The sequence below is a fragment of the Leifsonia araucanica genome (genome assembly GCF_051161895.1).
Classification (GTDB): domain Bacteria; phylum Actinomycetota; class Actinomycetes; order Actinomycetales; family Microbacteriaceae; genus Leifsonia.
This window is the reverse complement of sequence record NZ_JBMBTW010000002.1, coordinates 2895152-2907766: the sequence shown is the minus strand read 5'-3', so window position 1 is coordinate 2907766 and position 12615 is coordinate 2895152. Positions and strand designations below refer to the sequence as shown.

Below are 12615 nucleotides of genomic sequence, written 5' to 3'. Positions count from 1 at the left end.
GAGCCGCACTCGGCCGGGCGGCTCGGCACCAGCTCGGCACCAGCGCGGCACCAGGGCGGCACCACCGGCTCGGCACTGCGGCGCCCGGCGCCCATCCGTTCCGTAGACTTGCTCCGAACCACGGACGACGGAGGGACACAGCATGGGATCGAGGTGGGCTCGCGTCGCGCGCGGGTTGCTCGCATCCGGTGTCGCCATCTTCGTCGCCGCCCTGTTTCACGTGGCCGGCGGCGGCGCGGCGCCGGGAGTCCTCCCGCTCGCGCTGAGCCTCGCGTTCTCGACCATCGCATCCATCGCCCTCACCGGCCGGTCGCTGTCGCTCTGGCGGCTGACCGTCGCTGTCGGCGCCAGTCAGTTCCTGTTCCACCTGCTGTTCGGTCTCGGCACGGGCACCGCGACGTTCACCGCGCCGCCCGGCACCACCCACCTGCACGCGGGGTCGCACCTCACCATGAGCATGTCCGGCTCGATGCCGACCGCCATGCCCGCCGCGCACGACGAGTTCAGCCTCGGGATGTGGGGAGCCCACCTCACCGCCGTGCTGGTCACTGTGATCGCGCTGCGCTTCGGTGAGCAAGCCTTCTGGGGACTGTTCGACACCGCCAGGATGCACGTGGCCCGGTTCGCCGACCGCCGCATCCTGAGCAGCCTCGCCGTCCTCCCCACGACGCTCGCGCACTCCGCTGCTGCCTCCGCCGCCAGCGCGTTCTCCCGGGAACCGGTGCGCCTACTCGATCTCGGCGTCCCCCTTCTCCGGCTGCGTCACCGCGGTCCGCCGCTCGCCGCCGCGTTCTGACGGAGCGTTCCACGAGTCTGCGTGGCGCCGTCCGTCTGCGCGCACCAGCACTCATCGAACGCTTCCGAACAAGGACGAAGAACTCCCATGAAGAAACGCACCATCGCCGCGTCCATCGCGGCCGCATCCACCGCCATCCTGCTGCTGTCCGCACCGCTCGCCGCGAGCGCGCACGTGCACGTCACCCCCGACCAGGCCGAGCCGGGCAGCTACGCAACGCTCACCTTCAAGGTGCCGACCGAGTCCGCGACCGCGGGCACCGTCAAGCTCGTGGTCGACCTGCCGACGGCCGACCCGTTCACCTCGGTCAGCTACCTTCCGCTCCCCGGCTGGACCACCACGGTCGACACCGAGAAGCTGGCGAAGCCGGTCAAGACCGACGACGGCACCATCACCCAGGCTCCCGTGCGCGTGACCTGGACGGCCGACAGCGGCGTGCAGGTGGCTCCCGGCCAGTTCCAGGAGTTCACGATCTCGGCGGGCGCCGTGCCGAAGACCGGCCAGATCCTGCTCCCCACCCACCAGTACTACAGCGACGGCAGCGTGGTCGACTGGAGCGAGAAGACCCCGGCATCCGGCGCGGAGCCCGAGCACCCGGCGCCCACCGTGTACGTCACGGACCCCGCTCCGACGGAGGGCGGCGGCCCGCTCGTCGTCGACTCGACGCCCGCCCCGGCGGCAGCGTCGTCCGGGATGGCGGCGGACGCGCTCTCGATCGGCCTCGGCATCGGCGGTCTCGCCCTCGGCGCCATCGCGCTCGTGGTCGCGGTCTTCGCGGCCACCCGCCGCGGGCGTGGGAAGGTGGAGGCATGACGCACCGTCTGCGCACCGCATCCATCGGGCTGCTCGCCGCCGTCGGGCTGGCACTGCTGCCCGTGGCGAGCGCCTCCGCCCACGACTACATCATCAGCACGGACCCGGCGAAAGACGCGACCGTGACCACCCCGCTGCAGACGGTCTCGCTCACCTTCAACGACCGCGTGCTCGACTACGGCGGCAACAACCTGGTGACGGTCACCGGCCCGGATACGGCAACCCGCCACTTCGAGACCGGATGCACGACGGTCGCCGACACGGTGGTGTCGGTCCCGGTCGCCCTCGGCGCTGCCGGGAAGTACACGGTGAGCTATCAGGTCGTCTCGGCCGACGGCCACACGGTGTCCGACCAGTACGCGTTCACCTACCAGCCGCCGGCGGGCACGGCGGCGGCGGAGGGCACGGAGAAGACGGCGTGCGGCGCGAGCACCGCAGCGCCCGGCGGAGAGTCGACCACCGGGCCGACCACGCAGGCGACGCAACCCGCCGGCGCCCAGCCGACGGAGACCGCAGGGTCCCCGAAACCGACCGCAGCCGCATCCACGACCGACGTGGGCCTGGTCATCGGCATCGCGATCGGCATCGTGGTCCTCGCGCTGATCGCGGTGGTCATCGTCATCCTCACCGCCCGCCGCAAGCCGAAGCCCAAGTCCGACTCCGACTCCGACTCCGAGCCGAAGTCGGACTGACCCCGGCTAACGGCGCTATCGAGCCGGGATTTGTGTACGCCATCGCCCGGCGTGTCGCGTACACAAGTCCCGGCTCGATGGCTGGGGTCAGGGGGTGGGCATGCCGCCGTTGACGTTGAGGGTGTCGCCGGTGACGTAGCTGGACTCCGGGGAGGCCAGGAAGACGTAGGCGGGCGCGAGCTCGGTGGGCTGGCCGGCGCGGCCCATCGGCGTCTGCTCTCCGAAGTCGGGAAGCGCATCCTTCGGCTGGCCGCCTGACACCTGCAGCGGCGTCCAGATCGGGCCGGGCGCCACCGCGTTCACCCGGATGCCGCGCGGCGCGAGCTGCGCGGCGAGCGCCTTGGTGAACGTGTTGATCGACGCCTTCGTGGTGGCGTAGTCGACCAGGATCTCGCTCGGCGCGTACGCCTGGATGGACGTTGTGTTGATGATGCTCGACCCGGGAGCCAGGTGCGGAAGGGCGGCCTTGGTGATCCAGAACATCGCGTACACGTTCGTGCGGAACGTCTCATCGAACTGCTCGTCGCTCAGGTCTTCCAGCCGCTCGCAGAACTGCTGCTTGCCCGCGTTGTTGACCAGGATGTCGAGGCCACCGAGCGCCTCGACCGCGTCGGCGACGAGGGTGCGGCAGGCCTCGGCGGTGGTGATGTCGTACGCGAGCGTCGCGACGGTCGAGCCGCTGTCCTCGAGCACGGCGGCGACGCGGCGGGCGTCCTCCTCCTCGTCGGGAAGGTAGGCGATGGCGACATCGGCGCCCTCCCTGGCGAACGCGATGGCCACGGCGGCGCCGATGCCGGAGTCTCCCCCGGTGACCAGCGCCTTGCGGCCGGTCAGCCTGCCTGTGCCCCTGTACGACTTCTCGCCATGGTCGGCGTGCGGAGCGAGGTCGGCATCCAGACCGGGCGCATCCTGGTCCTGCTTGGGCGCGTCGACCGGATCGAAGCGGTCGACGGGATTCTGGAAAGTCAGTTGATCGGTCATGCCGGGGACGGTACGCGTGCCCGCCGGCGTTCCGAAGGGGGTTTACGGCCGCCTGGCAGGGGGCGTAACGTCGCCGCATGGACAAAGACGCCCAGAATCAGCCGGCCGCGGTCCCCACCGAGCAGATGGACCCGGACATCGTGCCCGCCCCGCTCCCCGACCCTGCCGCCGTCGACGACGGGGACGAGGAGGACGGGCGCGCCTGACGCCCGGCCGGCGCACCCGCTCAGTCGGGAGCGCCGCCCGACGCGGTGTCCTCTTCGGTCTCCGCGTTGTGGTGCTGCTGCTGCGACGGCTCGGACTCCTTGCCGTGGTCAGGATCGGACGCGGTGAAGTCGTCGTTCGTCATCTCCCGCTCGCCGTCGTCTAGGTCTGGGCGGTTCTGCTGGTCGCTCATCCGGTGATCCTTTCGTCGTCTGGACGCGGCTGCGTCCCTCTGGCAACGGACGGTAGCCCTCGCATCCACCCGGTGGAAGGGGGCGACGGGATGGTGCGGAGGACACACACGTGGGGTTGAGCCCGCGCACAGCCTGGTGGGGCATGGTGGGCGGGTGGAGATCGTTGTCGACGTGGTGCTCGTGGTGCTCGCCATCGTGGCGATCGCCGCCGGCTGGAGCAACGGCGCGATCCGCGCTGCCGGTTCGCTCGTCGGTCTCGGCCTCGGTCTCTGGGGCGGACTGACCCTCGCCCCTGTCGTCGTCACCTGGCTGGCAGACGCCGGATGGGGCAGCGTCACCGAACGCTCCATCGTCGCCGCCATCGTCATCCTGGTCTGCGCGGGCGCCGCGTACGCCATCGCCGCCGGCATCGCCTCCGTGATCGGCAAGCTGGTGCGGCACGGACCGATCCGCTGGCTCGACTCGCTCGTCGGCGCCGTGCTCGGGCTGCTCACCTGGGCCGTGGTGGTCTGGCTCATCGCCGGGTTCGCGATGGCGACCAGCCTCGCCACGGTCGTGCAGGCCGCGAGCTCGTCGCGCGTGGTCGCGGCCCTCGACAGCATGGCCCCCTTCCCCGCCAGCACGGTGCTCGGCGCTGTCGACGACGCCCTCGCGGGCGCCGGACTGCCCCAGGTCTTCGAGGGCGGGGAGCCGATCAAGACCATCCAGGCGCCCGACCCGTCCGTCCCGGCCGCCGTGGCAGCGTCCCAGGCCTCCGTGGTCACGGTCCTCGCGTCGAAGCCCGCCTGCGGCGTCGACTCGGAGGGCAGCGGGTGGGTGGTGCAGAGCGGACGCGTGGTGACGAACGCGCACGTCGTCGCCGGCGCATCCAGCATCGTGGTGCGGGAGCCGGGCGACGACAGGGCGGAGCGCGCCACGCTCGTCGCGTTCGATCCAGAGCGCGATCTCGCTGTGCTCGACGTGACGGACATCATGGCGCCGCCGCTCGACATCGGCAAAGACGTCACCGCCGGAGCGCAGACCTACGCCGCCGGCTACCCGGGCAACGGACCGTTCACGATCAGCCCGGAGCGCGTGCGCGACCGCATCATGGCGCGCGGCACCGACATCTACCAGAGCGGTTCGGTCGAGCGAGACATCTACTCGCTGCGCGGCAGCGTGCGGCCCGGCAACTCGGGCGGCCCGCTGCTCGACACGTCGGGGGATGTGGTCGGCGTGGTGTTCGCGCGCTCGACTGTCGACCCGGACACCGGATACGCGCTGACGCTCGCGGAGCTGCGTCCCGTGCTCTCGTCGGTGAGCGCCGCGCCGATCAGCTCGGGCGCCTGCTCCACCGGCTGACGCGCGACGAGTCGGCGACCGCGAACGATATTCGTGGAAGAGATTCGGGCGACGGGTGGTTTGCTGGTCACATGAAGGCTGTCACCTATAGCTCCACCGGATCATCGGACGTTCTGCACTACGGCGAGCGCGAAGAGTCGCACGCCGGACCGGGCGAGGTGCGCGTGCGCATCCGGGTGTCGGGGGTGAACCCCACCGACTGGAAGGCGCGTCGCGGCAGTGGCGACGATCAGCTGCCGCGCCCGCAGGTGCCGAACCAGGATGGCGCGGGCACCGTGGACGAGGTCGGCGACGGCGTCACCGGGTTCGCCGTGGGCGACAGGGTCTGGGTCTGGGATGCGGCCTACCAGCGTCCCGACGGCACGGCGCAGGAGTTCGCGGTGCTTCCCGCGCGCCAGGTGGTTCCACTTCCGGATGGCGCGTCCTTCGATGTCGGCGCCTCCCTCGGGATCCCGGCACTCACCGCGCACCGGGCGCTCACCGTGCACGAGGGCGGCCCGTCGGAGCTCTCGCCCGGCGCGCTCACCGGTCGCACCGTGCTGGTCGCCGGGGGTGCGGGAGCGGTCGGGCACGCGGCCATCCAGCTGGCGGTCTGGGCGGACGCCACGGTCATCGCCACCGTCAGCAGCCACGAGAAGGCCGAGCTGGCCAGGGCGGCCGGCGCGCACCACGTCGTCAACTACCGCGACGGCGACACCGCCCAGGCCATCGGAGCGCTCGCCCCGCGCGGCGTGGACATCGTGGTCGAGGTGAACGCCACCGCCAACGCCGAACTTGATGCGCGGATCGCGGCCCCCAACGCCTCCATCGCCATCTACGCGGACAGCCCCGGCGAGCCGGCCGTCACCATCCCGGTGCGCCCGAGCATGGGCAAGAACCTGCGCTTCCAGTTCGTCCTCACGTACACGACGACGGCGGAGTCCAAGGACGCCGCCGTGCGTGCCGTGTCCGCTGCCGTCGCCGACGGAGCGCTGCCGGTCGGCGCGGAGCACGGGCTGCCGCTGACGCGGTTCCCGCTCAGCGAGACGGCCGCTGCCCACGACGCCGTCGAGGACGGCATCGTGGGCAAGGTGCTCATCGACGTGGAGTGACCGCGCGGGCCCGCCCGACCTGAACCACCAGGGCGATCACCGCGGCGAGCGCGATCGCCACCGTGTAGCCGAGCGCTGTCGGCAGCAGGCCGACCACGCTGATCAGCTCACCGGCGACGAGCGCTGGCACGCCGTACGCGATGTAGCTGACCAGGAAGATCCCGGCGAACAGTTCTGCGCGCTGGTTGTTCGGGGCGAGCGGGGCGAGCATCCTGAGCATCGAGGAGAACCCGGCGCCGAACCCGGCGCCCGCGATCACCGCTCCGGCGAACAGCAGCCAGAGCACCGCGAACCCGATGCCGGCCGCGGCGACCGCGATGCCGACGATGATCGCGCCCATCGAGACGATGGCCGTGGTGCGGGCGGGCGCCCGGGTGAGCAACAGCCCCGCCGTCGCTCCGACGGCGGGCGGCACGGCCACGATGGCGCCGTTGAGCAGACCGCTGTCGAGGTGGAAGACGCCGCTCAGGATGGACGGTGAGAGCCCGATGAACAGCCCCGCGAGCATCCACGTGGCCACGAACAGCGGGATGGCGCCGACGAACTCCGCGCGGGCGGCCCGGGGCACGACGAGCCGCGGGATGAGCGAGTTCACCGCTCCCGGCCGCCGCGTCACCGTCTCGCGGGAGCCGATCACCACGAGGAGTCCGGCCACGAACAGCACGACGAGGCTGACGAAGACGAGCGTGGTCGGCTGCGGCACGAACTGCACGGCGAGCCCGGTGAAGAACGCTCCGAGGGCGATGCCGCCGACCGGGGCGGTGCTGCCGATGGTCGCGCCGAGCTTCTTGTGGCGCTCGGGTGCCAGCTCGACGATCGCGGCGGTGAAGGTGCTCATCGCCGCGCCGGTCGCGACGCCTTGCACGGAGCGGGCGGCGATGATCCAGCCGATGTCCTGCGCGAACAGGAACATCAGCATCGCGACCACCTGCAGCGCGAGCGCCCCGATCAGCACGGGTCGCCGGCCGATGTGGTCGGAGAGCGAACCGGCGACCAGCAGGGTCACGAGGAGGGTGATCGCGTAGATCGCGAAGGCGACGGTGAGCAGCCACGGGGCGAAGCCCCACTCGTGCTGGTAGAGCACGAAGAGCGGGCTGGGGGCGCCGACAGCGAGGGCCACGGCGACGAACGCCAGGGACGTGCCGACGAAGGCGGGCATGGGGCCCAGGCCGCGCCGGGAGGCGCGGGTGGCGGGGATCGCTGCGACCGGGATGGTGCGCGTCTCTTCGGCTGTCGTCATCATTCCTCCAAAAGCAAATCTGATTGCTTTAGGGATGCTAGCCCCACCCGCACTTCAAAAGCAACAGTTTTTGCTTTAAGCTATTCCGTATGGAAACAACGACCACACCGTCGAGGCGGACGGGCGGACGCAGCGCCGCGGTCATCCACAGCGTCAGGACGGCCGTGGAAGAGCTCGTCAAAGAGCGCGGCCAGGACCGCGTGACCGTTCCGATGATCGCCGAGCGCGCCGGCGTCAACCCCACGAGCATCTACCGCCGCTGGGGAGACCTGCCCACCCTCATCAACGACATCGCCACCTACCGGCTCGACCCTGAGCGTCCGCTGCCCGCCAGCGGCAGCCTGCGCGACGACCTCACCGCCTGGGCGAGCGAACTGGTCGCCCACTACCGCAAGCCGGTGAACGCCGCCCTCCTCCGCGGCGGGGCGGGCGCGGCGGGCGAGCGCACCTCCGACTGCCTCCGCAACCGGCGCGAGGAGGCGACCATGTTCGTCGGACGCGCAGCGGAGGAAGGCCTCTCGGCCGACGACATCGTGGACGGCGTCGTCGCGCCCATCGTCTATCGCGCCATCTTCCAGCCCTGGCGGCTCGACGACGACACGGCCGGCGAGCTCGTCGCCCGGTTGTTCCGCCACGCGGCCTGAACCGCCACGCACCTGAATCACCACGCGCCCTGAACCTCCGGCACCGCACGGGCTAGGGTCGGGAGGGTGAGTCGGGAACGCAGCCAGGACGAGCGCGCCGCTGCGCGCTCCGGCTGGGCCGTCGGCATCGCGACGGCGGCGTACGGGGTCTCGTTCGGGGCACTGGCGACCGCATCCGGGCTCGACGTCTGGCAGGCGTGCGTGCTCAGTCTGCTGATGTTCAGCGGGGGCTCGCAGTTCGCGCTGATCGGCGTACTCGCCTCCGGTGGTGTCGCGGCGGGAGGGTCTGCCATCGCCGGGGCCGCGCTGCTCGGCGTACGCAACTCCTTCTACGCGCTGCGTCTCTCCCGCATCATCGGGCCGGGCTTCTGGCGGAGGGCGGCGGCGACCCCGCTGACCATCGACGAGTCCACCGCCGTCGCGACCGCGCACCAGGAACCGCGGGCACAGCGCATCGGCTTCTGGACCACCGGCCTCGTCGTCTACATCGGCTGGAACCTGACCACCCTCGCGGGCGCCCTGCTCGGCAACCTGATCGGCGACGTCAAGGCGTACGGGCTGGATGCTGCTGCGGCCGCCGCGTTCCTCGGCCTGCTCTGGCCGCGGCTCAAGGCCCGCCAGACGCAGGCCGTCGCCGTCGCGGCCGGGTTCGTCGCCACCCTGCTCACGCCCTTCTTGATGCCGGGTCTTCCCGTGCTGGCCGCCGCCGCGGTGGCCATCCTGGCCGGCGTCCTCAACGTGTTCGGGCGGCGCTCGGACCCACCGCATCCCGAGGCCATCCCGATGGAGAGGGAGGTGGAGCCGTGACCACGTGGAACATCATCCTGCTTGCGTCGATCGCGGTCCTCGCCCTCAAGGCGGTGGGCTGGCTGGTCCCGCCGAAGGCGCTCGACCACCCGACGGTCGCCCGCGTCAGCGACCTTCTGACGGCGGCACTCCTCGCCGCCCTGATCTGCGTGCAGACGTTCGGTGCAGGCCAGGCCCTCCAACTGGATGCGCGCCTCCCGGCCGTCGCCATCGCCGCCGGCCTCTACGCCCTCCGCGTGCCGTTCATCGTCGTCGTCCCCGCCGCCGCGGTCGTCGCGGCACTCATCCGCCTGCTCACCTGACCCCATCGCGCCCGCGGTGTCGGCGGCGGTTCGTATGCTCAGGACGCAGCGGGCCGGGCTGCGGACCCGAGAAGGAGAGCAGTGGGCGCGTGGCACCCGGTGACGAACGCTCAGGCGAGCGAGTGGCTCCTGCGGCAGGGGACGCTCGGCGGCCCGTACGCGGTGGTGCGCCGGTTCGCGTTCGGCGACCCGAACCGGCCGGACGTGTGGTTCCGGGTGGTCACCTGGGCGCCGACCTCGGAGGGTCGCGAGCTGATCGGCTGGTGCCGCACGCTCGAGGCGGCGGCCGCGGCGGGATGGGACTTCCGCTGCGCCGAGGAGTCGTGGCGCCACCACCTGGCGGCGAAGCGGGTGGATGCGGCGTCGATGGCCCGCCAGCGTCCTCCGGCTTCGGAACTGGTCAGGTTCTATCGCGCGGCATTGCGACGTCGGCCGAGCGGGAGCACGATGGACCGCACACCATCCGGAAGGCGGACATGAGCGAACCCGACGACGTCGACCCGGCCGACGGCAGAACCGAGAGCGCACCCCAGCGTGCAGACCGCAACTGGGTGGAGATCCTGCAGGAGCTGCGCGTGACGCAGACCGGCACGCAGATCATCAGCGGCTTCCTGCTGACGATCGTGTTCCAGCAGCGTTTCAGCGAACTCGACGGCTTTCAGGTGAGCTTCTACCTGGTGCTCGTGGTGCTCTCTGCGGCCTGCACGGCGCTCGGCCTGGCGCCGGTCGCGCTGCACCGCCAGCTGTTCCGCCATCACGAGAAGGTGCAGACCGTCGCGATCGCGAACCGGCTGCTGCGGACGACACTCGCCCTGGTCGCGCTGCTCACGAGCGGTGTGGTGTTCTTCGTGTTCGACGTGACGGTCGGCCCGACGGCCGGGATCGTGGCGGGCGGCATCGTGCTCGCCGTGCTCGTCGTGCTGCTCTACGTGTTCCCGCGGGCAGTGCTCCGCCGGGTCAGCCCGCGGCAGCCATCGGAGTGACGCCCCTGACCACGGCTCCGACCGGGGCGACCGCGGCGGCGGCAGCCGCAGCGGCCCCCGGGGAAGCCGCGGGCGTCACGTCACCGATCACCGCGGCCACGTCGTCGAGCACCGTCTCGACCGTGCGCACGGCGGCATCGTCGCCCGACGCCACGGCACGCGCGAAGTCGAGCACCCGCTCGCGGCAGAGGATGTGCTGCGCGCCCGGGGTGAGATAGAGGTAGCGCAGCACGCGCAGGTGCACCGTCTCGATGGCCTCGGCCAGCACCTGATTGTCGATCGACGCCAGCGCGATCAGCAGCACGCGCTGGAACGTCTCGATCGGCGAGACACCCTCGTCGCGCTCCAACCGCCCGGCCACCAGGCGCAGCTCCAGCTCGTCGCCGTCCGTGCGCAGTCTCAGGGCCTCGGCGATCGCATCCGGGTAGAGCCTCCTCAGCACCATGACGGCGCCGGCGATCTCCGCGCTGACCAGCGGAGCGACGCAGGTGAACCGGTTGGGCGCCGTCTTGACCAGGCCCAGCGTCACGAGACGGCTGAGCGCTTCGCGCACGGGGGTGCGCGAGACCCGCAGCCACGAGGTGAGCTCGGCGTCCTTGAGCCGTTCCCCCGGGACGAAACCGCCGTTCAGGATGCGCGTGAGCAGCACCTCGAAAACGTCGTTGCGCAACAGCCTGCGGTCGGCGGTGAGGGCCGGCATACCGGTCGGGAAGGTCGAGACCTCGTCGATTGTCATGGGTTGGTTGATTCTTCCTGTTCACGGATACAGAGGAGAGACTGCGGTCAGAGCGTCGGGTTCTCTGGTTTTGAATTGGGCCCCGGCCGGTAACGGCCGGGGCCCACAGCAGCCGCGAGGGGGGAATCACGGCTGCGCACTGGCCGGATACCCGAATCACGGCCAGAGTCTGCGGGTGACGAGCTATCGCCCCGTCATATTTATAGTTTATCATTGAGCATCTAAGCTTCACAACCTCTTATTGAACCAAGGAGCTCCCATGCCGATGCCGACAGACCATGTCGCCCGCGTCTCCCTCTCCGACGAGGCGTACACCCGCATCGAGGCGGCGATCATGGACGGCACCCTGGAGCCCGGCGAGCGGCTCCGCGATCCCGAGCTCGTGCAGTGGCTGGGAATCTCGCGCACCCCCATCCGGCACGCGCTCGACCGCCTGCTCGAACAGGGCCTCGTGGAGATGGAGCGCAACAGGTACACCAGGGTCGCCGCCTTCGACGTCGACGGCGTGCGCTCCGCCATCGAGGTGGCCGGCGATCTCTGGGCCGGCGCCGCCCTCCGCGGCCACGGGCACTGGTCGGAGGACGACCTGCAGCTGCTCGGCGACATCGGGGACTCCCTCATCGAGGCGGCGGAAGACGACGACACCAGTCGCTACGTGCGCGCCTTCGAGCACCTGGCGTCGCTCTACGTGCGCGTCGAGGGCAACCCGGTGCGGCTGCGCACGCTCTCCAACGTGATGCCGCAGGTGCGCCGCATCGCCCGCAAGCTCAACAACCAGGTGAACACGGAGGCCGTCCGCGAGTTCGTCGGCGGCCTGAGCATCGCGACCAGGGCCGGAGACGGCCAGGCGGCCGCCGCTCAGGTCAGTGCGTACATCGCCCGCATCGGCGGCGTGCTCGGCACCCTGAACAGCTGACGGGCGCATCCGGGGCTGGCACGGTCGGGAAGATCCGTGCCAGCCCCGATGCCTCGGCTGCACGGCCCCGAATAACCTGGCGTCAGACGTTCGACCGGGGGCGAACATCCGGGGGGAACCAGAGATCGAGGTCGGAGCGGAGAACCGCACCGGCCTCGATCTTCGTCTGTCAGCGCTCGACCACGAACGCCACGTGACGCCGGAGCACGGTCATCGCGTTCCGCAACGCCCTGTCCGTTCCGCAGCTCGCCTGCGCGACGAGGCCCACTCCCGCACCAGCGAAGACGCGCACCAGCGCTGCGTCGTGCCGGGTGACGCCGGAGTCGACCGGCGCGAAGACGATGCGCAGCACATCCATCGTCCTGCCAGCACCGGATGCTGCGGTGTCGTTGAGCGCGACGACGGAGCGGGCGCGCAGAGCCCGGTTCTCGTGCAGGTCGCTGGTGGCGTCCACGAGGGCGGCGGAGGAGCGGGCGTCGTCCCCGTCGATCACGTACGTCTCGTCGGCGACGTCGAAGCGGTCGAGGCTGACCAGGCAGCCGGTGCCGCGCTGCCGGTATTCGATGTACTCGGCGTCCCCGCCCGGCTCGACCGCCCATCCGGAGACGCGGTCGAGGTCGGTGTAGAAGGAGATCGCGCCGGCGTCGGCCTTGCTGAGGGCCGAGCCGTCCGCGAAGGTGAGGGACGCGGGGCGCCCGGCCATTCCGGGGACGCAGCCTGCCAGCAGCACGGCGACGGCGACGGCCCCGGCGCACGCCGCCACGACCCGGGATGCAGCACGACGGGATGCGGTTCTCGCGAGCACGTCCAGCCCCCTTCCACTCGTCCCCATCCTCGCACGCACCGCCCACGGCGGACAGCACGAAGGCCGGACC

The 12615-nt window shown here is 71.1% G+C and carries 17 protein-coding genes; 12 read left to right on the top strand and 5 right to left on the bottom strand.

All coding sequences use genetic code 11. From position 1 onward, the window contains the following. Positions 1-142: 142 nt before the first annotated feature. From ACN6M5_RS14105 to ACN6M5_RS14095, 3 genes are all read left to right on the top strand, one after another. Positions 143-796 (top strand): hypothetical protein, encoded by a 654-nt coding sequence (locus ACN6M5_RS14105; RefSeq protein WP_434950736.1) that lies wholly within the window; start codon positions 143-145, stop codon positions 794-796. A gap of 87 nt (positions 797-883) precedes the next feature. Next, positions 884-1609 carry a YcnI family copper-binding membrane protein gene (locus ACN6M5_RS14100; protein ID WP_434950734.1) on the top strand — a complete coding sequence of 242 codons (726 nt, stop codon included), beginning with the start codon at positions 884-886 and terminating at the stop codon, positions 1607-1609. Beyond that, entirely contained in the window at positions 1606-2301 is a 696-nt protein-coding gene (locus ACN6M5_RS14095) for a copper resistance protein CopC (protein WP_434950732.1), read from the top strand. The genes ACN6M5_RS14100 and ACN6M5_RS14095 overlap by 4 nt, the downstream gene beginning before the upstream one ends. 87 nt (positions 2302-2388) lie before the next feature. Here ACN6M5_RS14095 and ACN6M5_RS14090 read toward each other — a convergent pair whose 3' ends face one another. Next, positions 2389-3282, bottom strand: a complete 894-nt coding sequence (locus tag ACN6M5_RS14090) for an SDR family oxidoreductase (RefSeq protein WP_085367526.1) — start codon at positions 3280-3282, stop codon at positions 2389-2391. 77 nt (positions 3283-3359) lie between these two features. Between ACN6M5_RS14090 and ACN6M5_RS14085 the strand changes: the two genes are divergently transcribed. Beyond that, positions 3360-3488, top strand: coding sequence for a hypothetical protein (locus ACN6M5_RS14085; protein ID WP_256921822.1), 129 nt, complete (start codon positions 3360-3362; stop codon positions 3486-3488). Positions 3489-3508: 20 nt separating this feature from the next. On the opposite strand, the gene ACN6M5_RS14080 is transcribed toward ACN6M5_RS14085, so the two are convergent. Beyond that, positions 3509-3679: a hypothetical protein gene (locus ACN6M5_RS14080; protein ID WP_168688287.1), complete on the bottom strand. Its 171-nt coding sequence runs from the start codon at positions 3677-3679 to the stop codon at positions 3509-3511. A 154-nt stretch (positions 3680-3833) separates the two neighbouring features. Between ACN6M5_RS14080 and ACN6M5_RS14075 the strand changes: the two genes are divergently transcribed. Continuing rightward, positions 3834-5021 carry a MarP family serine protease gene (locus ACN6M5_RS14075; protein WP_434950729.1) on the top strand — a complete coding sequence of 396 codons (1188 nt, stop codon included), beginning with the start codon at positions 3834-3836 and terminating at the stop codon, positions 5019-5021. Positions 5022-5092: 71 nt separating this feature from the next. Beyond that, complete coding sequence (locus ACN6M5_RS14070) at positions 5093-6112, top strand: NADPH:quinone reductase (RefSeq protein WP_434950727.1); 1020 nt, start codon at positions 5093-5095, stop codon at positions 6110-6112. Here ACN6M5_RS14070 and ACN6M5_RS14065 read toward each other — a convergent pair. Next, on the bottom strand, positions 6096-7352 hold the full coding sequence (locus tag ACN6M5_RS14065) for an MFS transporter (RefSeq protein ID WP_085367663.1): 1257 nt from the start codon (positions 7350-7352) through the stop codon (positions 6096-6098). The two genes, ACN6M5_RS14070 and ACN6M5_RS14065, sit on opposite strands and share 17 nt — an antisense overlap. A gap of 89 nt (positions 7353-7441) precedes the next feature. Between ACN6M5_RS14065 and ACN6M5_RS14060 the strand changes: the two genes are divergently transcribed. From ACN6M5_RS14060 to ACN6M5_RS14040, 5 genes are all read left to right on the top strand, one after another. Beyond that, positions 7442-7996, top strand: a complete 555-nt coding sequence (locus ACN6M5_RS14060) for a TetR/AcrR family transcriptional regulator (RefSeq protein ID WP_434950725.1) — start codon at positions 7442-7444, stop codon at positions 7994-7996. 66 nt (positions 7997-8062) lie between these two features. Beyond that, positions 8063-8803, top strand: coding sequence for an AzlC family ABC transporter permease (locus ACN6M5_RS14055; RefSeq protein WP_434950723.1), 741 nt, complete (start codon positions 8063-8065; stop codon positions 8801-8803). Beyond that, positions 8800-9105, top strand: a complete 306-nt coding sequence (locus ACN6M5_RS14050) for an AzlD domain-containing protein (protein WP_085367521.1) — start codon at positions 8800-8802, stop codon at positions 9103-9105. The genes ACN6M5_RS14055 and ACN6M5_RS14050 overlap by 4 nt, the downstream gene beginning before the upstream one ends. Positions 9106-9186: 81 nt before the next feature. Beyond that, on the top strand, positions 9187-9585 hold the full coding sequence (locus tag ACN6M5_RS14045; protein WP_168688282.1) for a hypothetical protein: 399 nt from the start codon (positions 9187-9189) through the stop codon (positions 9583-9585). Then, positions 9582-10088 carry a DUF6328 family protein gene (locus tag ACN6M5_RS14040; protein WP_434950720.1) on the top strand — a complete coding sequence of 169 codons (507 nt, stop codon included), beginning with the start codon at positions 9582-9584 and terminating at the stop codon, positions 10086-10088. The genes ACN6M5_RS14045 and ACN6M5_RS14040 overlap by 4 nt, the downstream gene beginning before the upstream one ends. Here the strand turns inward: ACN6M5_RS14040 and ACN6M5_RS14035 are convergent. Further along, positions 10063-10824, bottom strand: coding sequence for a GntR family transcriptional regulator (locus ACN6M5_RS14035; protein ID WP_434950718.1), 762 nt, complete (start codon positions 10822-10824; stop codon positions 10063-10065). The genes ACN6M5_RS14040 and ACN6M5_RS14035 overlap by 26 nt on opposite strands. 259 nt (positions 10825-11083) lie before the next feature. Between ACN6M5_RS14035 and ACN6M5_RS14030 the strand changes: the two genes are divergently transcribed. Continuing rightward, entirely contained in the window at positions 11084-11740 is a 657-nt protein-coding gene (locus ACN6M5_RS14030; protein ID WP_434950716.1) for a GntR family transcriptional regulator, read from the top strand. Between the two features lie 169 nt (positions 11741-11909). On the opposite strand, the gene ACN6M5_RS14025 is transcribed toward ACN6M5_RS14030, so the two are convergent. After that, on the bottom strand, positions 11910-12545 hold the full coding sequence (locus ACN6M5_RS14025; RefSeq protein ID WP_434950714.1) for a hypothetical protein: 636 nt from the start codon (positions 12543-12545) through the stop codon (positions 11910-11912). Positions 12546-12615 lie beyond the last annotated feature (70 nt).